19 protein-coding genes and 1 riboswitch are annotated in these 22,321 nt (G+C 44.6%); of the genes, 3 read left to right on the forward strand and 16 right to left on the reverse strand.

The features are described from left to right. Positions 1 to 194: 194 nt before the first annotated feature. The 4 genes from OF158_RS15210 to OF158_RS15225 all read right to left on the reverse strand — a co-directional run bounded on the left by OF158_RS15210 (position 195) and on the right by OF158_RS15225 (position 6,816). Entirely contained in the window at positions 195 to 1,979 is a 1,785-nt protein-coding gene (locus tag OF158_RS15210) for a DUF2357 domain-containing protein (protein ID WP_035183405.1), read from the reverse strand. Beyond that, entirely contained in the window at positions 1,963 to 3,990 is a 2,028-nt protein-coding gene (locus OF158_RS15215; protein ID WP_052042144.1) for an McrB family protein, read from the reverse strand. Before OF158_RS15215 ends, OF158_RS15210 begins: the two co-directional genes overlap by 17 nt. Continuing rightward, the gene (locus tag OF158_RS15220; RefSeq protein WP_035183401.1) at positions 3,990 to 5,066 is read right to left on the reverse strand and encodes a hypothetical protein; all 1,077 of its coding nucleotides are present in this window, start codon (positions 5,064 to 5,066) and stop codon (positions 3,990 to 3,992) included. Before OF158_RS15220 ends, OF158_RS15215 begins: the two co-directional genes overlap by 1 nt. Positions 5,067 to 5,271: 205 nt before the next feature. Further along, positions 5,272 to 6,816, reverse strand: coding sequence for a bifunctional GNAT family N-acetyltransferase/carbon-nitrogen hydrolase family protein (locus tag OF158_RS15225; RefSeq protein WP_088775945.1), 1,545 nt, complete (start codon positions 6,814 to 6,816; stop codon positions 5,272 to 5,274). A gap of 268 nt (positions 6,817 to 7,084) precedes the next feature. Then, positions 7,085 to 7,191: riboswitch (SAM riboswitch) on the forward strand. Positions 7,192 to 7,306: 115 nt separating this feature from the next. Between OF158_RS15225 and OF158_RS15230 the strand changes: the two genes are divergently transcribed. Further along, positions 7,307 to 7,486 (forward strand): YezD family protein, encoded by a 180-nt coding sequence (locus OF158_RS15230; RefSeq protein WP_014096990.1) that lies wholly within the window; start codon positions 7,307 to 7,309, stop codon positions 7,484 to 7,486. An 88-nt stretch (positions 7,487 to 7,574) separates the two neighbouring features. Here OF158_RS15230 and ssuE read toward each other — a convergent pair whose 3' ends face one another. Genes ssuE through OF158_RS15255 form a run of 5 tightly spaced genes read right to left on the reverse strand, consistent with a single transcriptional unit; the run spans position 7,575 to position 11,814 of the window. Continuing rightward, on the reverse strand, positions 7,575 to 8,114 hold the full coding sequence (gene ssuE / locus OF158_RS15235) for an NADPH-dependent FMN reductase (RefSeq protein WP_014096989.1): 540 nt from the start codon (positions 8,112 to 8,114) through the stop codon (positions 7,575 to 7,577). 20 nt (positions 8,115 to 8,134) lie between these two features. Then, entirely contained in the window at positions 8,135 to 8,893 is a 759-nt protein-coding gene (locus OF158_RS15240; RefSeq protein WP_014096988.1) for an ATP-binding cassette domain-containing protein, read from the reverse strand. 14 nt (positions 8,894 to 8,907) lie between these two features. Further along, positions 8,908 to 9,666, reverse strand: coding sequence for an aliphatic sulfonate ABC transporter permease SsuC (gene ssuC / locus OF158_RS15245; protein WP_035183398.1), 759 nt, complete (start codon positions 9,664 to 9,666; stop codon positions 8,908 to 8,910). 13 nt (positions 9,667 to 9,679) lie between these two features. Further along, positions 9,680 to 10,813 carry an FMNH2-dependent alkanesulfonate monooxygenase gene (gene ssuD, locus OF158_RS15250; protein WP_035183396.1) on the reverse strand — a complete coding sequence of 378 codons (1,134 nt, stop codon included), beginning with the start codon at positions 10,811 to 10,813 and terminating at the stop codon, positions 9,680 to 9,682. A gap of 14 nt (positions 10,814 to 10,827) precedes the next feature. Further along, positions 10,828 to 11,814 (reverse strand): sulfonate ABC transporter substrate-binding protein, encoded by a 987-nt coding sequence (locus tag OF158_RS15255; protein ID WP_014096985.1) that lies wholly within the window; start codon positions 11,812 to 11,814, stop codon positions 10,828 to 10,830. Between the two features lie 408 nt (positions 11,815 to 12,222). Here OF158_RS15255 and guaC point away from each other — a divergent pair, with 408 nt between their 5' ends. After that, the gene (gene guaC / locus OF158_RS15260; RefSeq protein ID WP_014096984.1) at positions 12,223 to 13,206 is read left to right on the forward strand and encodes a GMP reductase; all 984 of its coding nucleotides are present in this window, start codon (positions 12,223 to 12,225) and stop codon (positions 13,204 to 13,206) included. 116 nt (positions 13,207 to 13,322) lie between these two features. Here guaC and OF158_RS15265 read toward each other — a convergent pair whose 3' ends face one another. The 3 genes from OF158_RS15265 to OF158_RS15275 form a co-directional block, all read right to left on the reverse strand. Continuing rightward, a complete protein-coding gene (locus tag OF158_RS15265; RefSeq protein ID WP_017552292.1) occupies positions 13,323 to 13,577 on the reverse strand; it encodes a hypothetical protein in 255 nt (84 codons plus the stop codon). Between the two features lie 294 nt (positions 13,578 to 13,871). Then, positions 13,872 to 14,258: a hypothetical protein gene (locus tag OF158_RS15270; RefSeq protein WP_014096983.1), complete on the reverse strand. Its 387-nt coding sequence runs from the start codon at positions 14,256 to 14,258 to the stop codon at positions 13,872 to 13,874. 91 nt (positions 14,259 to 14,349) lie between these two features. After that, a complete protein-coding gene (locus tag OF158_RS15275) occupies positions 14,350 to 14,820 on the reverse strand; it encodes an SMI1/KNR4 family protein (RefSeq protein WP_014096982.1) in 471 nt (156 codons plus the stop codon). Positions 14,821 to 15,464: 644 nt separating this feature from the next. Here OF158_RS15275 and OF158_RS15280 point away from each other — a divergent pair. Next, positions 15,465 to 16,640 (forward strand): IS256 family transposase, encoded by a 1,176-nt coding sequence (locus OF158_RS15280; protein WP_017551449.1) that lies wholly within the window; start codon positions 15,465 to 15,467, stop codon positions 16,638 to 16,640. Positions 16,641 to 17,239: 599 nt separating this feature from the next. Here the strand turns inward: OF158_RS15280 and metE are convergent. The 4 genes from metE to OF158_RS15300 form a co-directional block, all read right to left on the reverse strand. Beyond that, on the reverse strand, positions 17,240 to 19,537 hold the full coding sequence (metE, locus tag OF158_RS15285; RefSeq protein WP_035183392.1) for a 5-methyltetrahydropteroyltriglutamate--homocysteine S-methyltransferase: 2,298 nt from the start codon (positions 19,535 to 19,537) through the stop codon (positions 17,240 to 17,242). Positions 19,538 to 19,866: 329 nt separating this feature from the next. Beyond that, the gene (locus OF158_RS15290; protein ID WP_026683898.1) at positions 19,867 to 20,259 is read right to left on the reverse strand and encodes a cytidine deaminase; all 393 of its coding nucleotides are present in this window, start codon (positions 20,257 to 20,259) and stop codon (positions 19,867 to 19,869) included. A gap of 70 nt (positions 20,260 to 20,329) precedes the next feature. Continuing rightward, positions 20,330 to 20,977, reverse strand: a complete 648-nt coding sequence (deoC, locus tag OF158_RS15295) for a deoxyribose-phosphate aldolase (RefSeq protein ID WP_014096979.1) — start codon at positions 20,975 to 20,977, stop codon at positions 20,330 to 20,332. 26 nt (positions 20,978 to 21,003) lie between these two features. Further along, positions 21,004 to 22,305, reverse strand: coding sequence for a pyrimidine-nucleoside phosphorylase (locus OF158_RS15300; RefSeq protein ID WP_035183390.1), 1,302 nt, complete (start codon positions 22,303 to 22,305; stop codon positions 21,004 to 21,006). Positions 22,306 to 22,321 lie beyond the last annotated feature (16 nt).

The following is a 22,321-nucleotide window of genomic DNA, read 5'->3' on the forward strand; positions in this document are numbered from 1 at the left end:
ACACCACCGTGCGTACGGTTCCGTACACGGCGGTTCTAAAGTTTAAAACCGTACAGACAAATAATAATCCAGAAAACTTATATACCTTGCTCTTCGAATCACCATCACAGCGCACTAAACAACCAGCCCGGAAAAAGATTTTCCGGGCTGGCCATACTCTAATGATGATTAGCTGCTGTTTCCTGAAAAACAGCTTAGTCTAACAACACAATTCCTTCATCCTCTGCCGCCAGAATCATGTCCTCAATTAATGATCTTATGGTTTCTACAAATACTTTCTGGTCTGTCGCTGGCGTCAACGGTATCAGGCTAATGCTTTTCTCGCTTAACGGCTCAGCTTCACCCGCTCCTCCTTTTTCTGGGTAAAACACCAGCACTTGATGCACCGGGCGTATTCTTTGCCAGCGTTTTTTTCGATAAATATACGGTGACCTCACATTATCCGCATAACTGATCAATTGTTTCATTGTATCACTAAGTGCTGTTTTCTTTCGATACTTTAAGTCCATTAAAATCGCACCGATAAAAATGCCCCCAATAAATACATCTACTCTGATATCGGGGTTATTATTGGTACTCGTCGTATAGACCGGAAAATCAGCAGGATCTGTTTTTTCCATATCACTTGGAATTTTCCCGTCGTATACAATTTGCAGCCGGAGATCCCCTCTTAATAATGAAACAGTGGTACCTTTAGGGATTGTCGGAATTACAAACAAATTGCCAGAATTCCATCCGTCAGGTTCGAAAATCCAACCGGATCTTTTTTCAAAGTCATATGTGCTTCCGCAGAAATGGGAGAGAACTTGCAGGTAGCCCCATATCTCATATAATTGGTCTGTTCTTTTCCATTGATACCGCCAAGCCGGATGCAGGGAAAAATTCACTTCTTCAGAGTCCAAGATCCGGCTAACCTGCCATATTTTCCTGTATCGAATATCTTCAAGCATTTTATTAGGTGTCGACAGAGGATGCTGATTTGCAATTTCATGATACCAATGGCACGTCTTCAATACATTTAGGGCGCCCTTCATTTGTGCAGCTCTATCACGGTACTGTCCCAGCTCTTTTAAAAACAATTTTCTTTTTTCATAAGGCGTATAGGATGAAAATGCACTGTTCGTGTTGTTTTCCAGCTGCCCGATGCAGGTGTCGAGTGCAGCGATAAAATGGTCCAACAGTTTGACCCATTTTTCGATGATCATTTTGAGCATCCTGTTTTCAGGCAGGTCATAATTGATTCTTTTTTTCAATGACAATAGTTCATCCGCTGATTCCGGATGCTTTAAACGATAACGGATGGAAACTTCGTCGATTTGGGACGGCCGCTCAATTGGCTGAAGCCGATATTCCTTTTTTAAAGTATACCGCACCCGCTTTGCAAGATCAGATACAATGGCGGATACATCTGAAAAGTAACTGTTCAGCGTATTAAATTGCCGGAACAAATTCGGATCAATCGGCATGTTTTCAAACTTCATGTTTACATGCTGTTTCCGGACGACATCGAGCGCCAAGCCTCTTAACTGGTCTTCTACTTCTTTCCTCATTGTACTCAACTGGTCTTCTGTCAGCCTATTTGAAATGACTTTTACGAGCGAATAGTATTTTTTTCCTCTGGTATGTATGGTTACACAGTATATACCCGGAATGTAAGGATAATATTCTTCATTTGAGTGATACTTAAATAGTGTCACTTGCTGGCCGGCTGCGAGGTAAGGCTTTCCTTCCCCGTCTACCGGCAATCCTGCATTTAGCAGGATATCAAAGCCATCCATATAACACTTCGCACCATCGTCCGTGCTAGTAAAAGATAACTCCAGAGGGATATATTCCCGTAAAATTAAATAGCCGTGTTTGCCTTCATCCCACTCATAGAGGTTCTCTACAAAGGGAGTGAGCACTTTCTCTTCCCGTGTTCCATCCTGGTATATATGTGTAAATACAACCGAGAAGCCTGTATTAGATTGTGTATCCATTTAATTTCAACTCTTTCGCTTTTTGTTTCACAATTTCACGGCTCTTTTCGAAGTCAGAGACTTGTTGATGTTGATCAAACAGATTTAATAGTATACTGCCGTTTACTTCCCCTGTTTCCTTATCATAAACTCCCGCAAGCTCACGAAGCTGATCCTCGGAACCCCTGAGTTTCGTGAGAATCCGCTGCACCATTTGAAGATCAAATGCCTGCTCTCTCGTAAGCACATCCTGGACAGGCAAATTGGCCAAATACGCATCTATTTGCTTTACAATCCGCGGGCCGACTCCGATTTGTTTATTTGCGTCGTGTAACGCCTGGTGAACGTTCCAAAGGAATTTCAGTTCTTCATCCATAAGGGCTACATTTCGTCTATCCGCTTTAAATGATGTATACGTCTCAAAATCTACTTCTTCTGTACCAAGCGCAAGGATTTTTTTCCTTTCCGGCAGCTTTTTCATATGTTCGAAAGGCATAATTTCGAGCGACAGCACATTCGCCCGGTCCAGTACCTTATCTGAAAAGTGATACGTCGATTCATCCACATTCACCGTGCCGACAAATAATACATTTTCACGTATCGCAATCGTTGGCGGATACTGAGCGGAATTATAGAGTCGGCTTTCCAAATCGTCATTATACAACCGCAGCACTCTTTTTCCATGATCCATTTCCAGAATAGAAAGAAACTGTGAAAAATAATGTTCAACACGAGCCAGGTTCATTTCATCAAAACAAATAATAAACAATTTATCCTTTTCATCTTCTGCTTTTCTTAAGGCATTGATCAATCCTGAATCCCCCGGACGGTACACCATATGGAGGGTATCCGCATAACCAATTAGATCTGAATCTGACGTCCATGAAGGGCTCACCGGTATGAGCGTATATTGAATCCCTTTTAATCCCAGCGCATGGCTGTAAAGTTCCACCAATTTCGTTTTGCCGGTGCCACTCATTCCCGAAAGAATGACAAGGGAGGAGGACTTCATGCACGTATGAAAATTGATCAAGTCTTTTTTCTCATATACAAACCCAAAATCCCTCGTCGTGGTAAACAGGTTGTCCAAGAATTCATTTTCTTTGGCATTATAAGGTGTTAAATCCGGATCCGGTGTTTGAATCCCTTCTACCTGTAGAGTTGCTGCTGCTTCAGCTTGCATTTGCACATTAGGTATCTTTTTGGGATCCTCCTGCACTTTGTTGGTCTGTTCAATTGCCGGATTTGCTTCCTCTTTTTCTAACTTTTCCAGGTTTAACGGGACAGCCTGCTCCACAAGGGTGGTCAGTTTTTTGTAAAGTTCAAGCGGAACAAAGACAATGTTTGGAATCTCATCACTAAAATAGCATTCTTCAATCCATTCAGGTGTCAGCCCAACTTCTTTTAATTCGCCGTGGATTTCAAAGTTAAAACCGCCATGCGCGTGCTGGTGGTGGTCAATTTCACCAAAAACCGAAAAATGGTCATCTTCTTCGCCTTCTTCTCGCCACATCACCAATGAAGGCGTGTCATCTGGCTCATGAGACAAATTTTCCACTTTTCCAACGAATTTTTTGTTGTATAATCTGAATAAAAACTCGTCTTTATCTATGTGATGCGCTTCCTTGTTGAAAACCGGAACAGGAATTAACCGCAGGTCAGTGTGGAAACTCGGCAATTTCGGAATGATCCGGACATCGATTGCATTAAATACTTCTTCGTGATTATAACGCAATCTTTTTTCTACCTTAAACACAAACAAACGGTCTTCCAGCCATTCTCTTAACCGGTCTTTCCGTTCAAAGTCAGTTAGGCGATAATCATCCTCAAAACCCCATCTTTCCAAATCGGAATAAAATCCGGTTACCGTTTTCACATTTGGAAAACTTGCTGCAGGTTGTGAAATAATTTTAATAAAGAATTGAAGGCAATCCTGTTTATTGATGATGATGGTGTCTCGGTTCGATAAATCGAAAGGATCCGATTCTGCCAATACACCAATCATGTCATTTTCCCATACTTTTACTCCCATTATTTAATCCCTCTTTCAATGTATTTCTTGACGGATGGAAAATCTTTAAACTCTCTTACTTTTTGTGTATAAACATTTTTTATCTTCTTTTTGAGCCATGGCGGAACAAGGTAGGCCATCATCCAAATTTCGTCTGCATCCTCCAGCTCCCCGGTTTGTACTGCCTCTTTGAACTTATTTGCCTCAATCGTATGAAATAATGGATTTTCGGACTCATCAATCAACTTATTTTTCGGATCTCCTATAATATAAATTTGCCGGGCAGCCGCTGTACTTTCAGACGGTTTAGATTCAACCCGCTCATCCGTTTGGACTGCGGCAGCCACTTCTTTATTCGTGTTCAACAGCAACGCGTTTAAGTGTGAAATTTCCAATTTGAGTTTCTGAATCTCATCTTTTAACCGCTGCATTTCCGCCTCAGATGTTTTTTTCCACTCATTGAGCCTATTCTTCTGTGTTCTTTCGTTTCCCAATTCTTGCTGAAGTTGTTCTTTTTCCTTTTTCCATGATTGTTTCTCTGCCTTCCAGTCTTTTTTTAAGTGGGACAGGAGCAATTCACACTTCTTAATACTTTTCTGTAATTCCTGATTTTTTTTCTGTGATTTTTGCCACTTTTTCTGCCAATGTGCTGAATCATGTTCATCTTCTTGCTTTGGTGGTTCTGTTTTTTCAGTTAAAACTCTTAGTTCGTCCAAACTGGAGAGACCATTTTTCTTGCAAACCAGCTCCTCGAATTGTTTCGCCCGTTCATGATGACGGTCCTCAGGACTGGAGTAGAGCGCTCCGAGAATCAAATGCAAAGTTTTTCCGTCCTGATACAACTTGAATAATTCATGTACTGTTTTATCTCTTACATCGTCTTCGTCTTTTGCTGCTACTATCTTATAAAAGTCCTGAATCTTTTTTAAGTTACTCTCCTTCAGACACTCCCTGGTCACCAATGCCCTTATTCTCGTAATATCTTTACTAGTGATATGCCGAAAGCCTCTTATACTTATTTTCCAAATCCTGATTAAATTTGCTAGTTCATCATCTGGAATGGTACTAAATATTTTCTTCCATATTTCTTTCTCCATCTTTTCCCCTCCCGATTCCATTTACTTATCATTTTACTTTATAGTGATACCGATAGAAATGCTTTTAACAGTCTTTTTTTCTGTCCTCTGTAATCCAGCGCAATCAAACTGATCTGATTCATCCATTATATTCTCTTTTCTTCGGTCTAGCTTTTTTTAAATGAAAAAGGTGCTTATCCCTTAAGCACCTTTTTCGCTTCCCTTATTATGATTTGCTGTTGATTTTAATCTGATACAAATCTCTTCTCCGGTCGGCCAGTTGCCGGACGGAGCCGCTGTTGCGGTTGCGGCGCAGTTTCTCAAGATCGACATCGCCGACAACGACGGTATCGACATTGGGATCGCATTCCCCGACAATGCCGTCGCGGGCAAAACCAAAATCGGAGGGGGAAAAAATGCCGGACTGGGCATACTGGATATCCATGTTTTCCACGTGGGTCAGGTTTCCGACTGTTCCCGCAATACAGGTGTACACCTGGTTTTCAATGGCCCGCGCCTGCGCACAGTAGCGGACGCGCAAATAGGCTTGGCGGTCGTCCGTGCAAAACGGGACAAAAATAATGTTCGCGCCGTAGTCGACAGCGACACGGGCCAGCTCCGGAAACTCGATATCATAGCAAATCAGAATCGCAATTTTCCCGCAATCCGTATCAAATACATTGAGTTCGTTTCCTTCCGCGATCCCCCACCATTTCCGCTCATTTGGCGTAATATGGAGTTTGGTCTGCCTTTCGATCGTCCCGTCGCGCCGGAACAAAAAGGCGACATTGTAAATGCCCCCGTCTTCTTCCACAAAATGGGACCCGCCGATAATGTTGACATTGTAGCGCACGGCAAGCTCTGTAAACAGTTCAATATATTGGTCTGTGTACTCGGAAAGCCGGCGCACTGCCTGGTCAGGACGCTTTTCCTCCAGGTAGGACATCAGCTGCGTGGTGAAAATTTCCGGAAAAACGGCAAAATCAGAACCGAAATCCGCTGCCACATCGACATAATATTCCACCTGTCTGACAAAATCATCGAAGGAATCAATTTTTTTCATCATATATTGGATTGCTGTAATCCTAACCGGGAACGAAGCATGATAGACACGGCGGGACTTCGGCAAATAATCAACGTTATGCCATTCCATAAGCGTTGCAAATGAAGCGGATGCTGTATCATCCGGCAAATACTGCCTGTTGATCCGCATAATCTGGAACCCTTCAAGCAGCTGGAAGGAAAGAACCGGGTCATATATATTGTGCATCTCAACCTCTTCCACGTATTCGCGCGGGGTCATTTTGTCTTTATATTTGCTGTAATTCGGAATCCGGCCGCCAATGATGATGCTTTGAAGGTTCATTTTCCGGCAAAGCTCTTTCCGTGCCTCATACAATCGATGCCCGAACTTCATGCGCCGGTATTCCGGGTCGATCATCACTTCAATGCCGTACAGGTTGAGCCCGTGCGGATTATGGTTGGTAATATAGCCGTTCGCGGTGATCGTATCCCATGTATGCTGATCCTCGTATTCATCGAAATTGACAATTAAGCTGGAGCAGGAACCGACAACTTTCCCTTCGTATTCCACGCAAAACTGCCCTTCCGGAAAAATCCGGATATGGCTCTCGAGCTGCTCGCGTTTCCACGGCTCCATCCCCGGAAAACATTTTTTCGACAATGCCATAATATCATCAATGTCTTCGAACCGGATGTTCCGCACCTCGATTTTCTTCTCAAACTTGGATACATCTGTCTCTGGCACAATCTCACACCCTTAACACACTTTTTCTTTTTATCATACCCTATCCGGAACGGTTTTTCCCGAAAAACAACTCTTTGTATCCTTTCATCATCCAGCAATTGGAATACCTCTCTCTAGATGTTCATTTCACCGTGTACAATGAGATGATGGAGTGTCTTCCCATTTTTTCACTTACCTGCCCTTCGAGTAAACCGAAATGTTGAAAATATAAGTTGACAAATCGGAATAATATTATTTATCATAGTTTTAACAAATTATTTTCTTGCTATACAACTTATCAAGAGAGGGGGAGGGACTGGCCCGAGGAAACCTCAGCAACAGATTCTTTTTGGGAATACTGTGCTAATTCCAGCAAGCGTCAAGCTTGGAAGATAAGTTAAGGAGTGCGCCCTCTTCTTAACTTTCTTGAAGGGGGCCTTTCTTTTTTGGATCATCCGAATTGCCGGCCGGACCACCAGGCACACACGAAATTTATTTTTGGGGGTAGTGAAAAATGGCTCATATTGATGAAACAAAAATCGCCCGCATTATGGAATCATTGCAAAAACTGGAGTTTGGAACAGTGGTCATTTCGATCCATGAAGGGAACATCACACAGATCGAAACAACCGAGAAAGTCCGGTTTGCACTGGAAAAGAAAAAAGCGGCACTTCCCAACCAAAAGATGGGATGACGGGCGCCGGTACTCCGGTTATCGCTTTCCCCGTTTTTCGTACGACACGAATGCCGGCATTTGGATATCGTCCAAATGCCGGATTTGTTTATGAGTACAAAGATATTGAAGTTTGCGGAAACAATGTTTTTAAAGCAGCATTCAGGCGGTCAGCTGCTTGCCGGTCGAGTTCATAGAGTCCATCCCTTTTTTTCACTTGTTGGTCGAGAATAAACACCCCTTTTTCTATGCACGTTGTCCCGAGTGAGGCCAAAACCGGTTTCAAGGCGTAATCGAGCGCGAGCAAGTGGCCGAATGTACCGCCCATGGCGAGTGGCAGCACCTGCTTGCCGGATAAGCCATTTTGCGGCAAAAGATCCAGAAATGTCTTGAGCAATCCGGAATAAGACGCTTTATAGACCGGTGTCAAAATGATTACCGTATCGCCTTCTTCTACTTTTCTTAATGCCCTGGTGATGGGCGGGCTTTGCCGGGCATTCATTAAATCGCCGGCCGGAAGTTCCCGAATATTGATGAGCTCCGGTTCGTACCCGTGCCCCCTTAACCCGGCCCTGATATAATCACGGATCCCATTTAATCTCGTATACGCAGAAGGGCTCCCGTTCAGCAGTACCACTTTTTCCGCCATATGAATCCCCCAATTCTTCCTTAATTTTTCATTGCGTGCAACAGCTGATGGCCGTTGTTCCCTAAAATGCGGTTTAAAATATGATTGGTTGTTGCTGAAAAGAGGGCGTGGTCCCTTTTCCGTGGATAAGGAAGTTTTACCGGATAATCCATCGCAATTTCCCCCTCTTCGATTAACACAACCCGATCAGCGAGGGCGACTGCTTCTTCCACGTCATGTGTCACCAATATGGCCGTAAAATGTTTTTCAAGCCAAAGCGACTGGATCAGCGCATGCATTTCAATCCGGGTTAATGCATCGAGCGCCCCAAGCGGTTCATCGAGGAGAAGGATGTCCGGCTCATGGATTAATGCCCTCGCCAGTGCCACCCTTTGTTTCTGGCCGCCGGATAAAGACGAAGGCCAATCATTTGCACGCCCTTCCAGCCCGACTTTTCCAAGCATTTCAAGTGCCTTGTTCTTCCAGTCGCCCGCAAGGCCAAGCCCGACATTTTGAAGCACGGTTTTCCATGGGAGCAGGCGGCCGTCCTGAAACATCATTTTTGCCGATCCGTTTCTGCCGGATAAAGGCGCCCCGTTTATAAGGATTTTTCCGCCGCTTGCCGCTTCAAGTCCTGAAAGCAGCCTGAGAAGCGTACTTTTGCCGCATCCGCTCCTCCCAACAATCGCAACAAATTCCCCTTTTCTTATTTTTAAATGAAGATGGCGCAGGATGCGATGGCTGCCGAATGATTTCTCCAGCCCCTCAATCTCTACAGCAAACGCCTTTTCTTTCGGCATCGTTTCCTCCTCCTTTATTTTTGATATGACGGGTGCCACTTTAACAATCGTTGTTCTGCGATTTTTGCCAGCCAGTCGGACAGTTTTCCAAGAAGGGCATATAAGACAATGCTCAAAACGACAACATCAAGCTGCATGAACTCGCGGGCGTTCATGGCCATATAGCCAATGCCGGAGTTGGATGCAATCGTTTCGGCCACAATCAGGGTTACCCATGTGACCCCGAGCGCATAGCGCACACCGACCAAAATGGAAGGAAGCGCCCCCGGCAGGATCATATGCCAAAAAAGTGCCGTCCCTTTCAGCCCGTAAACTTCTCCCATTTCAATCAGCGCTCTGTCCACCGAGCGGATGCCATGGAACGTATTTAAATAGATTGGAAAAAAGGTGCCGAGCGCAACGAGAAACAGCTTCGCTTCTTCCCCGATCCCGAACCATAAAATGACAATCGGAATTAGGGCAAGGTGGGGAACGTTTCGGATCATTTGCACGGTACTGTCGAGCAGGCTTTCCGCTTTTGTGGACAGCCCGGTAAACAACCCGAGTCCAAATCCGATTCCGCCGCCAACCAAAAATCCGATCAGTGCCCGTTTTGTGCTTGCGCCGATATAATCGAAAAGCTGTCCGGATTGTGTGAGACCCCAAGCCGCTTTTACAACGGCAACAGGGCTTGGGAGCACATTGGGTGGCAAGATGCCAGCAGAACTTGCAAGCTGCCAGGCAAACAGCAGGCAAACCGGCACCACCCACGGCATGACGCGTTTTTTTAACATCAGATCGGCCTCCTTACTTTAATACTTTCGGCAGTGCATCGTTCGCCACAATCTCGCCGAACGGGCTGATGACATTGGAAACGGGGGCATCAGGCTGTTCAAGCGGAAGGTATGGGAACAACAGCTCAGCCGTCCGGTACGCTTCTTCAAGATGCGGATAACCGGATAAAATGAACGTTTCAATGCCAAGCTCTGCATATTCCTTCATTCTTTCTGCGACAATTTCCGGGCTCCCTACAAGCGCCGTTCCCGCCCCGCCGCGCACGAGCCCAACGCCGGCCCAAAGGTTCGGGCTAATTTCAAGATTGTCCCGGCTGCCGTTGTGAAGAGATGTCATCCGTTGCTGGCCGACCGAGTCAAACCGTGAAAAAATCTTTTGGGACGCATGGATGAGTTCATCATCAACATACCGGATCAAGTCATTGGCTGCATCCCATGCCTCGTCTTCTGTTTCCCTCACAATGACATGGAGCCGAATCCCGAAACGCACTGTCCTTCCTTGTGCTGACGCCAGTTTTTTGACATGATCGATTTTTTCCTTTACTTTTTCCGGCGGCTCGCCCCAGGTCAAATAGACATCGACATGTTTTGCCGCCACTTCCTGCCCGATTTCTGACGACCCGCCGAAATAAAGTGGCGGATAAGGCTGCTGCACCGTTGGGTAAAGCAGTTTGCTCCCTTTTACGTTTAAATATTTGCCTGTAAAATCCGCTTCCCTGTTTTCGAGCAAGTTCCGCCAGATGGTCAGAAATTCATCGGTCAGTTCATAACGTTCGCGGTGGCTGAGGTGGAGACCGTCCCCGGCCAGTTCAACCGGATCTCCCCCTGTGACAACATTGATGAGCAGCCGGCCTTCAGAAAACCGGTCAAATGTTGCGGCCATTCTCGCTGCCTGCGATGGAGACATGATCCCGGGCCGGACCGCAACGAGAAACTTCATTTTTGAAGTAACCGGAATCAGGCTCGAGGCCGTCACCCATGCATCTTCGCAAGATCTTCCGGTTGGGAGCAAAGCCCCAGTGTAGCCGAGGTGGTCGACAGCCTGTGCCACTTGCTTTAAATAGTTGAAAGTGACGGCCCGCCCGCCGGTTGTTACCCCCAGGTAGCGCGAATCGCCATGTGTCGGTATAAACCAAAATACGTTCAACCTTTATTCCCCCTTTATTTGGATAAAAATGCTTCTTTCACTTTGATTGGTTTCGGAATTAACTTCAGTTTGTAAAATTCATTTGCGATTTGCTGCTGGTCTTTCAGCGTTTGAGTTGTGATTTTCTCAGTGCCGAAGTTTTTGCGGCTAAGCGTCAGTTCCAATGATTTCTTATCCATTCCAATCTGCGGTGCCAGGAATTCGGCCGCCTGCTTCGGATTTTTTTCCACCCATTGATCTGTTTTCTCAAGTTGCTTGAAAATTACATTGAGAACGTCCGTATGGTTTTGCGCAAACGGCTTTGCTGCCAGGAAGAATTCCCGGTTCGCGACAAGGCCGGTGCCATCCGCGATAGTGCGGGCTTTCGTTGCCAGCTGTGCATCAGCCAAAAACGGATCCCAGATCACCCACGCATCGACATCCCCTTTTTCAAATGCAGTGCGCGCATCGGCGGGCGCGAGAAAAACCGGATGGATGCTGCTATAGGGAATGCCGGCTTTCTCCAATGCCCGTACAAGCAAATAATGGACATTCGACCCTTTGTTCAACGCGATTTTCTTGCCTTTTAAATCTTTGAGGCTATGAATGTTGGAATTTTTCGGGACAATGATGGCTTCCCCTTTTGGATTGCTGGCCGAATCGGCAAAATATACGAGCGGCGCCCCTGCTGCCTGAGCAAAAATGGGCGGTGCTTCCCCCGTATGGCCAAAGTCTAGACTCCCCGCATTCAACGCTTCCAAAAGCTGCGGGCCGCCGGGAAATTCCGTCCATTTTACGGAATATCCGAGCGGTTTCAGTGCTTTTTCAAGTGTTCCTTTCGCTTTTAAAATGTTTAAGGTTCCGAATTTCTGATAGCCAATCCGGACCACTTTGCCGCCTTTTTCGCCCGATTTTGCCGCTGCTGTATCCTTTTTCCCACTGCTGCATCCGCTGATGAGTAAAAAAATGGCGGTGATCAGCAGCAAATGGACCGACACCAGTCGCTTTCGTTTCTTTAACATTTCCCTCTCTCCTTTCTTGTTTTATAGCATTATGTAGGAGGTACACATGGGCACCGCCCCCTTTCCTATCATTCCGATTTATTTAGTTGGTAAAAGGCCGCAAAAAAGGCCCCTCATCTTTTAAATAAAGTGAGGAGCCTTCGGTTGACCGGCCGGCTTCAAAATATTTCAATTGTCTTTCCACATCAGTATCCGCTTAAATGTTGCTTGCCCGTTTGAAAGGTTAAATTCATTTTAATTCCACTATTCCGACCTGTCAAGTAATATTTTATTTTTTTATCATTCATGCTGATCGCCGGTATCATGATGAAAACCTTTGACAATTGTAAAAAAATCAGGTAAAGTACCAATGTACGAACATTTATTGAGTTATATTCAAATAATATTCGTTTTTAGGAGTGTAAATCCATGGATACAGTGTTTGATTATGAAGATATTCAGCTAATTCCGGAAAAATGCATTGTAAATAGCCGCTCGGAATGTGATACAAGTGTGGAATTGGGCGGGCGGAAATTCAGATTGCCTGTTGTGCCGGCCAATATGCAAACCATCATAGATGAAAAAATCGCAGTCTACCTTGCGGAAAACGGATATTTTTACATCATGCACCGTTTTCAGCCGGAAAAACGGCTTTCGTTTGTGAAGGAGATGAAGGAGCGCGGGCTTTATGCTTCTATCAGCACAGGCGTCAAGCCGGAAGAATATGCGTTTATCGAAGAACTGGCCGCAAGAAATCTGGAGCCGGAATATATAACAATTGACATTGCACATGGCCATTCGAATGCCGTGATTGATATGATCCATCATATCAAAAAGCACTTGCCGGAAACCTTTGTCATTGCCGGAAATGTCGGCACGCCTGAAGCCGTCCGGGAATTGGAACATGCCGGGGCAGACGCCACAAAAGTCGGCATCGGGCCAGGAAAAGTATGCATTACAAAAATTAAAACCGGGTTCGGAACAGGGGGCTGGCAACTGGCGGCATTGCGCTGGTGTGCAAAGGCGGCAAGCAAACCGATTATTGCGGACGGCGGAATCCGCACGCACGGTGATATTGCCAAATCGGTCCGGTTCGGGGCGACAATGGTAATGATCGGCTCCCTTTTCGCCGGGCACGAAGAATCCCCGGGTGAAACGATTGAAATGGACGGAAAACTTTACAAAGAGTATTTCGGGTCGGCATCGGAGTTTCAAAAAGGGGAACGCAAAAACGTCGAAGGGAAAAAAATGTACGTGGAATACAGAGGTCCGCTTCAGGATACGCTGAAAGAAATGGAAGAGGACTTGCAATCTGCCATTTCCTATGCCGGCGGTAACAAACTGGCGGACATTCGGAAAGTGGACTATGTCGTTGTAAAAAGTTCCATTTTTAACGGAGACCGGGTGTATTAACGCCCGGTACAGTTGAACGTATCCCATTTAGGGCTTGCTGAACGAATCCGATTCTGATTTTCTCTGCAAGCTCTGTCTCAAAATATAGAGGAATTCTTTTGCGAAAATGGGTGATTTTATCTTCTCCATCCGTTGAATCGGCTTTCGAGTGCAAGCTTTTCCCTGAAATGGTTGTAAATCCCTTGCATTAAATGGTTGCCAAAGCTGTCAGCAACCTTGCCAAATCTAGGAATTTTGCTTATGCAGCAAGCCCTATTTCCGCCCCCGGCCTGCAATCCCAAAAAGGCAGCAAATACCCGCTGCCTTTTTTTAGTTTGTAAGTGATCTGCAGGTAGCCGCTGTATATAAGGGCCCACCAAATGATCATTCATTGCAATTATTCGCCCGATACCAGATCCAGGTTCTCTACATAGAAAGTATCGTTCATTTATACACACATCCACTAGAAAAAGGAAATAGCTAAAAGGATTTCCAGGGTATGAAAATCCTTTTCCTGCTTTTTAGTACCTCAATATAAAGAACGTTATAGAAAACATTAAAGCAAATCCGACAATAACAGTAATCATAACCTTGAATTTTGTCCATTTATAATGTTTTTTCCTAAGTGAAATAATTAGCAATAAAAACATCATCATCCAAATAAAAAGGGACATAATTTCTTCTCTTTATCTTGTTTTTACTGAAAAGATTAAAGCCCAAGTGACTGAGACTGTAACACCTTTCCCCTTATCATGAGCGTCCATCCTAGACGCCAATAATTGCCAGTAAGTTCCAGCTACAGCTCCAACAAATGCCCCTGGCACAAAGCCTAATGCACTCAGCCCACCTGCAGTACCACCTGCGGCTATGCTTGCTGAATAGGTCTTTAATATAAGATTTTGTTTGTGCGTGTGTATACCAGTTTTTATATCCCCACCAATATCTTTTCGTTTTTTCATATTTTTTAGAGGACGAACGAGACGCTGCAAGTAGACCTTATTATCAGAAGAAAAAAGCACGTTTATCCCAACCCTGTAAAAAGCTCTAAGTGGCAATATCAAACTAACCGTCATCCGCCATCTATTCCATCTGCACTGATAACAGTTTTATCTATAGAATTACTTCCAGCAACACCTTTTTTTGTCCGTCGAAAAAAGAGGGATTCTATATTTCTTGTTGGACGAGATCTAATAAGAAATCTCCAAAGTCATTTGCGATGATTTTGTATTGCTGATTTTCTAAACTTATTCCAGGAATAAACGATACCACTTTTGGCTCTTTATTATTTCCAACATGATTAAAGTCGAGACAAAAAAGCTCGTCCCCCCCAGTGTCATAAATAACAAGAAGATGCATAGGAAGGTCACTTTCCTTTCTTTCTGTTAAGGTATACCAAATTGCATCGGGCACTGAAGAGTTTTCAAAGTCCTCCTTAATGATTCCGTATATCTCTTGAGACCCGAAATTCCCTGCTCCAAAGGATAATAAAAAGTCCCTATATAAATTGGAAAATGTTAATCCAAGCTTTTTCTCAGCCATAAAAATTAAATGGTTATTCCGGCCACCTACAAAGTCTGCGATTTTTTCATTTTGATAGATTAGTTGTTTTGCCTTTTCGTAGTTTTCTATGCTCAAAATCTATTCCTCCATTTCCAAAATATAATCATTCGCCCTGTGTTTTCAATAGCCAGCTCTCCGTTTATTAGTCTACGTTAAGGAAGCGTGCGAAATTGGCGTTGTTCCTTTACATAGAGGCTATCTACGTTAAGGAAGCATGGAAAAATTGTCTTGTTCCTGAACATAGAGGGCGTCTACGTTAAGAAAGCATGAAAAATTGGCCTCATTCCTTCGCATGAAGCATGTCTACGTTAAGAAAGCGTGAAAAAATTGCCTCGTTCCTTTACATAGAGCATGTCTACGTTAAGGAAGCATGAAAAATTGGCCTCGTTCCTTCACATAGAGCATGTCTACGTTAAGGAAGCGTGCGAAATTGGCCTCGTTCCTTCACATAGAGCATGTCTATGTTAAGGAAGCGTGCGAAAATGGCATTGTTCCTTAACATAGAGGGCGTCTACGTTAAGAAAGCATGAAAAATTGGCCTTGTTCCTTCACATAGAGGCCGTCTACGTTAAGAAAGCATGAAAAATTGGCCTCGTTCCTTCACATAGAGCATGTCTACGGATTAAGTCCGTATAATTGTGTAAAAAGAAGGAGTCATTTTATCAACTCTTGGCAACACTGTTTTCAACGACGATAAACTAATGAAAAGAGGAGATAAAATGACTCACTTACAGTTTAACTTAAATTTGGATGTTTTAAAAGAAGCCATCATGACTTCCGATCTTGACGCGGTAATTAAATCAGCGGTTGTCCTCGTGTTAAACGAGTTTATGGAAAAGGAAAGGGATGACTATTTAAAAACGAGCCCTTATGAACGCGCTGTTGAACGCCGGGATTACCGGAACGGTTACTATGAACGCGAGCTGTTGATGAGCATCGGCAATGTTACATTAAAAGTTCCCCGGACACGTAATGGCGAATTCTCAACTACCTTATTTGAAAAGTATGCCAGATGTGACCAAGCTTTCGTCCTTTCTATGTTGGAGATGGTCATCAATGGCGTCTCTACCCGTAAGGTCACAAATGTCGTAGAACAGCTTTGCGGTAAGAATGTATCCAAGTCGTTTGTCTCTTCCCTTACGCAAAAACTGGATCCCATTGTGAATGCTTGGGCCGAGAGACCGTTGAATACAACCTACTACCCTTATGTGTTTGTGGACGCCATGTATATAAAAGTACGGGAGCACCATAAGGTCATATCAAAGGCTGTTTATATTGCGACTGCCATTACAGAGAAGAATACACGTGAAATACTGGGTTTAAGCGTTGACCATGCAGAAAGTTTGGAGAGTTGGAGTTCATTTTTTAAACAACTTAAATCACGTGGACTCCAATCACCAAAACTCGTTATTTCCGATGCTCACATGGGCCTTCAGAAAGCAATACAACGGGAATTCATTGGCACTGCTTGGCAAAGGTGCAATGTTCATTTTAAACGCAATATCATTGAAAAACTGCCCAAAAAAGATACTGCAGAAATCCGGGTGATGATTAAGCGCGTGTTTGAGGCCGTTACGATTGAGGACATACGCAAGTTTAAAGATGAATTAATAAACAAATTTGGTACAGAAGCAAGATTTGAAAAAGCCCTGGCCATTTTAGATGAAGGTTTTGAAGATACTATCCAATACATGAACTTTCCTGAGAATATTCGTATGCACATACGGAGTACTAATTCCCTCGAGCGGCTTAACCAAGAGGTTCGTAGAAGGGAAAGGGTCATTCGCATTTTTCCTAATACCCAATCTGCTTTTCGTTTGGTTGGTGCCGTTTTAATGCAGTATCAAGATACAGAATACTCGAAGAGGAAGTCACTTATGGGAAAGAATAGTTAGCAGCATTTTCAGCTTAACTTCCATCATGGATGATTTCATCTCCGGGAAGGGATGTCAAATTGAAAGGCATTTGACATCCCTTCCCGGAGATGAAGAAAAAAATCCATGGAAGTTAAGCCGAAAAAATGAAGGGGTGGTTGAAAACATTTGCCCATAAATTTACACAATAACCTGGACTTGACTTGTCTACGTTAAGGAAGCGTGCGAAAATGGCATTGTTCCTTAACATAGAGGGCGTCTACGTTAAGAAAGCATGAAAAATTGGCCTTGTTCCTTCACATAGAGGCCGTCTACGTTAAGAAAGCATGAAAAATTGGCCTCGTTCCTTCACATAGAGCATGTCTACGTTAAGAAAGCATGCAAAATTGGCCTCGTTCCTTTACATAGAGGCTGTCTACGTTAAGAAAGCATGGAAAAATTGTCTTGTTCCTGAACATAGAGGGCGTCTACGTTAAGGAAGCGCGCAAAAATGGCCTTGTTCCTTCACATAGAGGGCGTCTACGTTAAGCAAGCATGCAAAATTGGCCTTGTTCCTTAACATAGAGCATGTCTATTTTAAAAAAGGATATGAGCCAATGGTGGCCCATATCCTTTAGCTTTTACTTGAGCTGTAAATGTTTTTCCCTGACTTCTTTCGTCGCTTGGACAAGATTTTTAAGTGCAGGAATCGTTTCTTCCGGTTTTCTTGTTTTCAGGCCGCAGTCAGGATTGATCCAGAATAATTTAGGATCAATCACTCGAAGCGCACGTTCAATGCTCGTCTTGATTTCCTCCACACTTGGTATTCTGGGGCTGTGAATGTCATAGACACCGAGGCCGATCCCTTTGTCATACTCATGGTCTTCAAAGGTGGAAATGATTTCCCCATGGCTTCTGGCAGCCTCAATTGAAATCACATCAGCATCCAATTGATCGATGGCATCAATGATTTCATCAAATTCTGAATAACACATATGCGTATGAATTTGTGTGCTATGATCCACATAGCTGGTTGCCAAGCGGAAAGCATAAACAGCATCATGAAGATACTTTCCTTTTTTCTCCTCTTTTAATGGTAACCCTTCGCGAATCGCGGGTTCATCTACTTGAATCATCCGAATATCATTTTCCTCAAGGGCATGAATTTCTTTTTTCAAGGCAAGCGCAATCTGTTTGAAGACATCAAATTGACTGATATCATTTCGAACGAATGACCAATTGTAAATCGTAACAGGGCCGGTGAGCATGCCTTTGACCGGTCGTGTTGTCAGACTTTGGGCATAGGTGCTTTCTTTTACGGTCATTGGAGCCTCCAGATCAACATCGCCAAAAATAATCGGCGGCTTGACACATCTGGAACCATACGATTGAACCCAGGCAAAACGGGTAAAAGCGAAGCCGCGAAGTTTTTCACCAAAATATTCGACCATGTCATTCCGCTCAAATTCACCATGGACGAGCACATCGATGTCCAAGTCTTCCTGAATTTTAATCCATTTTGCGATATTTTGCTGAATGAATTGTTCATATTGGCTTTCCGTCCATTCGCCCTTGCGCCATTTTTGTCTTGCTGAACGAATCTCTTTGGTTTGCGGCAGACTGCCAATTGTTGTCGTCGGCAGAAGCGGCAGTTTCCACTTCTTTTCTTGAATCGCTTGCCGCTCAGAAAATGGCAACGGCCGTTTTGGCATGTCATCCCCAAGCGATTGAATTTCTTTTTTAATTGAATCAATGTTTCGATGCGATGAGTGATTTAATGCCTGTATCGCTTCGTTGCTTTCTTTTATTTCTTCAAGGATGGCATCGCGCCCTTCATTCACGCCTTTTACAAGTGCCACGACTTCTTTCAGTTTTTCATCCGCAAAACTGATCGCATTTTTTAAAACTGGCTCCAGTTCGCTTTCTTGGCGGACCGTGACGGGAACATGCTGTAAACTGCAGGATGGCTGAATCCAAAGCCGTTCCTGATCCACAAAATGGAGGAGATCATTTACTTGTTGTAACGCTTCATCAAGATCGGTGCGCCAAATATTCCGGCCATCCACCACTCCCGCAGCAAGTACTTTATCTTCCGGGAATCCGTATTTTTCAAGTGATGCAAGATTAGCACCGTCATCATATACAAAATCAAGACCAATCCCTTGGACAGGGAGAGCTGCCACGTCCTGATAATGATCAACAGATTCAAAGTACGTTTGAAGTAAAAGATTTAAATTGGGAACAGCTTGATGAAAAGCTTCGTATGTTTCTTTGAAGTAGCCAAGCTCTTTCTTGTCAAGCGTTGTGGAAAGAATGGGTTCATCGACTTGAACCCATGTCGCTCCCGCTGTTTGAAGATCGGTAAAGACTTCAATATAAAGCGGGATAAGGGCGCGCAAAAGATTCGGAAAGTCCTTCTTTTCAAACCCCTTTGATAGTTTTAACAAGGTAACAGGGCCCACAATAACCGGCTTTCCATCGATATTCAGCTCTTTCTTCGCTTCAAGATAAAGATTGAGCAAACGATTTTCAGTAATATAAGGGGTAGTGCCGGCGTTTATTTCCGGGACGATGTAATGGTAATTGGTATTAAACCATTTTGTCATCTCGGAAGCGACCGCATTAGAATTGCCGCGGGCTATACTAAAATATGTATCTAAGCTGACAGCGCCGTTTTGATGGTGAAACCGTTCAGGGATAAAGCCGAAAAGAACTGAAGTATCGAGAATATGGTCATATAAGCTAAAATCACCGATAGGAATCAGATCGATCCCGCTATTTTTTTGCTTTTCCAAATAACTCAAACGCAATTCCTTTATCCGTTTTAAAAACGCTTCTTCAGAAAGCTTTTTTGACCAAAATTGCTCGAGCGCCTTTTTCCATTCCCTTTTTTCTCCGATTCTGGGGTAACCTAAGTTGGAACTTTTTACTTTTGACACATCGTTCTCCTCCTTGTTCGTGACCCTGTATAAGGGGTTCCGCTGCGAAGTTATGAAAAAATACCGAAGTTATGAAAAATACTGAAGTTATGTTTCTTATTGTATACAGGCTGGTGCCTGAATGCAAGGAAAAATTGGATTCGGTGAATACGTCGGGGGATTATTTTCGAGGGGAAATCGTTCGAAATGCCATCTTAAACGGTAAAACCGTACGAATTATCTTTATGCATTCCAAATAGGCGCGGGAATCCGCTGCATATAAGCGCATGCTGGTCCCGCATATCGCCGCACAAAAACAGGCAGCAAGAATTTTGCTGCCTGTTTTCGGCTTACATATCGTCTTTGGAAAATGCGCCGGGGAGGAGTTCTCCGACGGTGGTTAGCCGCCTGTCGCCTTTTGTGTTCACGAGCAGGACCGGCATATCTTTCTCGCAAAATTCGCTCATCACTTGGCGGCATGCCCCGCATGGCACAATGGGTTCATCCGTATCTCCGGCGATGACCATGTATTGAAATTCCCTTTCCCCTTCAGATACCGCTTTAAAAATAGCCGTTCTTTCCGCACAGTTGGATAATCCGTATGATGCATTTTCAATATTGCATCCTAAATATTCCTTCCCGCTTTTTGTAACAAGGCAGGCGCCAACCTCAAAGTGGGAATAAGGAACATAGGCGGCTTTCCGAATTTCAATGGCATCTTTGACCCATTTTTCAACATCCATGTCTCGCACTCCCTTTCTTATTCGCTTACAATTTGCACCGATCCTGCTCTTTGAACGAGCGAATCCCCGATTACGATTCGCTCACAATTTTTACGCCGGAGCTGGCCCCGATTCTTGTTGCGCCGGCTTCAATCATGGCTTCCGCTTCTGCTTTTGTATGGATTCCTCCTGAAGCCTTGACACCGGCTTTGTCCCCGACTGTTTGCCGCATCAGTTTTACATCCTCTATCGTGGCGCCGCCTGTTGAAAATCCGGTTGACGTTTTTACGAAATGGGCGCCTGCCTTGACAGCCAGTCTGCAAGCCAGTTCTTTCTCTTCGTTTGTCAATAAGCAGGTCTCGATAATGACTTTGACCAATTTTCCTTGTGCCGCTTCCACGACCGCACGGATATCCGCCTCAACGGCTTCTATATCTCCGCTTTTTAATGCGCCGATATTGATGACCATATCAATTTCATCCGCGCCGTCCTCGATTGCTTTTTTCGTTTCAAAGGCTTTTGTCTCGGACGTTGTGGCGCCAAGCGGGAAGCCAATGACGGTGCAGACTTTCACGCCTGTTCCAGCCAGCTCTTTGGCAGCCAATTTTACCCAGTAAGGATGAATGCAGACAGATGCAAAATGATATTGTGCAGCTTCTGCTGTTAAATTTAAAATGTCTTTTTCGGTTGCTTCCGGTTTTAATAAGGTATGATCAATATACGCTGCAAGGTTCGTCATAAAATTTCCCCTTTCAATAGGATCGATTATTCTGTAATGATTTTATGAATCAGTTTCGGTTCCTCGCCGTGATCGGAGATGGTGATATTGTCGTATATTTTTTCCTTTACTTCTTCGACTGCTTCCCGGTTTGCATAAATCGTGGCGAGCGGTTCTCCGGCTTCTACCCGATCCCCGACTTTTTTCCGCAAAACGATTCCGACTGCAAAATCAATTTTATCTTCTTTCGTGGCGCGTCCTGCCCCCAGCATCATTGCCGCAACCCCGATCTGGTCTGCAACCATTTTGGAAACGTACCCGGAAGTTTTTGCCGGGAGATCGATCGCATATTTCGCTTGCGGCAGTTTTTCCGGATGGTCAATCACAGAAGGATCCCCGCCCTGGTTGGCGACAAATTTTTTAAACTTTTCAAGACCGGCGCCATTCGCGATGGCTTCTTTCAGCATTTTCCTTGCTTCTTCCAATGTCGTCGCTTTTCCGGCAAGCACCACCATCTGGCTGCCGAGTGCAAGCACCAGTTCCGTCAAATCGTCAGGGCCCTCTCCTTTTAGCGTGTCGATGGCTTCTTTTACCTCGAGGGCATTCCCGATGGCATATCCGAGCGGCTGGGACATATCGGAAATCACGGCCATGGTTTTGCGGCCGACATGGTTGCCGATCCGGACCATTGTTTCAGCGAGGCGGATAGCATCTTCTTCTTTTTTCATAAAAGCGCCGGCGCCTGTTGTGACATCTAAAACAATGGCATCTGCACCCGCAGCGATTTTTTTGCTCATGATTGAACTTGCAATCAGCGGAATGGAGTCCACCGTTGCAGTGACATCTCTTAGTGCGTACAGCTTTTTATCAGCGGGTGCCAGGTCGGCGGTTTGTCCGATAACGGCGACTTTTTCCCGGTTTACCAAATCAATAAACTGGTCTGTCGTAATTTCAACATGAAACCCTTGAATGGATTCCAGTTTGTCAATGGTACCGCCTGTGTGCCCCAAGCCCCGGCCCGACATTTTCGCTACCGGGACGCCGAGTGCTGCTACAAGGGGGGCGAGGACAAGAGTTGTTGTGTCACCGACACCGCCGGTTGAATGTTTGTCCACTTTGATGCCGTGGATGGCGGACAGATCAAGCGTTTCCCCGGAATGAACCATCGCCATGGTCAGATCCGCAATTTCCCGGTCTGACATATCCTGGAAATAGATGGCCATGGCCAGGGCGCTTGCCTGGTAATCAGGGATGGTGCCTTCTGTATACCCCTTCACAAAAAAGTTGATTTCTTCCGTTGCCAGTTCTCCGCCGTTCCGCTTTTTTTCAATAATGTCGATCATCCGCATGGCTCGTCACCTTTCT

This window comes from Weizmannia sp. WK01 (assembly GCF_025905465.1).
Taxonomy (GTDB): domain Bacteria; phylum Bacillota; class Bacilli; order Bacillales; family Bacillaceae_C; genus Weizmannia; species Weizmannia faecalis.

What these genes read in the sequence shown, in the direction of transcription:
- OF158_RS15240 (WP_014096988.1), bottom strand. Translation starts at nt 8,893, where the DNA reads ATGCCGAAAGAAAAGGCGTTTGCTGTAGAGATTGAGGGGCTGGAGAAA.
- OF158_RS15220 (WP_035183401.1), bottom strand. Translation starts at nt 5,066, where the DNA reads ATGGAGAAAGAAATATGGAAGAAAATATTTAGTACCATTCCAGATGAT.
- OF158_RS15270 (WP_014096983.1), bottom strand. Translation starts at nt 14,258, where the DNA reads ATGACGGTTAGTTTGATATTGCCACTTAGAGCTTTTTACAGGGTTGGG.
- OF158_RS15280 (WP_017551449.1), top strand. Translation starts at nt 15,465, where the DNA reads ATGACTCACTTACAGTTTAACTTAAATTTGGATGTTTTAAAAGAAGCC.
- OF158_RS15265 (WP_017552292.1), bottom strand. Translation starts at nt 13,577, where the DNA reads ATGAATGATCATTTGGTGGGCCCTTATATACAGCGGCTACCTGCAGAT.
- OF158_RS15290 (WP_026683898.1), bottom strand. Translation starts at nt 20,259, where the DNA reads ATGGATGTTGAAAAATGGGTCAAAGATGCCATTGAAATTCGGAAAGCC.
- deoC (WP_014096979.1), bottom strand. Translation starts at nt 20,977, where the DNA reads ATGACGAACCTTGCAGCGTATATTGATCATACCTTATTAAAACCGGAA.
- OF158_RS15210 (WP_035183405.1), bottom strand. Translation starts at nt 1,979, where the DNA reads ATGGATACACAATCTAATACAGGCTTCTCGGTTGTATTTACACATATA.
- OF158_RS15230 (WP_014096990.1), top strand. Translation starts at nt 7,307, where the DNA reads ATGGCTCATATTGATGAAACAAAAATCGCCCGCATTATGGAATCATTG.
- guaC (WP_014096984.1), top strand. Translation starts at nt 12,223, where the DNA reads ATGGATACAGTGTTTGATTATGAAGATATTCAGCTAATTCCGGAAAAA.
- OF158_RS15215 (WP_052042144.1), bottom strand. Translation starts at nt 3,990, where the DNA reads ATGGGAGTAAAAGTATGGGAAAATGACATGATTGGTGTATTGGCAGAA.
- OF158_RS15255 (WP_014096985.1), bottom strand. Translation starts at nt 11,814, where the DNA reads ATGTTAAAGAAACGAAAGCGACTGGTGTCGGTCCATTTGCTGCTGATC.
- ssuE (WP_014096989.1), bottom strand. Translation starts at nt 8,114, where the DNA reads ATGGCGGAAAAAGTGGTACTGCTGAACGGGAGCCCTTCTGCGTATACG.
- ssuC (WP_035183398.1), bottom strand. Translation starts at nt 9,666, where the DNA reads ATGTTAAAAAAACGCGTCATGCCGTGGGTGGTGCCGGTTTGCCTGCTG.
- OF158_RS15300 (WP_035183390.1), bottom strand. Translation starts at nt 22,305, where the DNA reads ATGCGGATGATCGACATTATTGAAAAAAAGCGGAACGGCGGAGAACTG.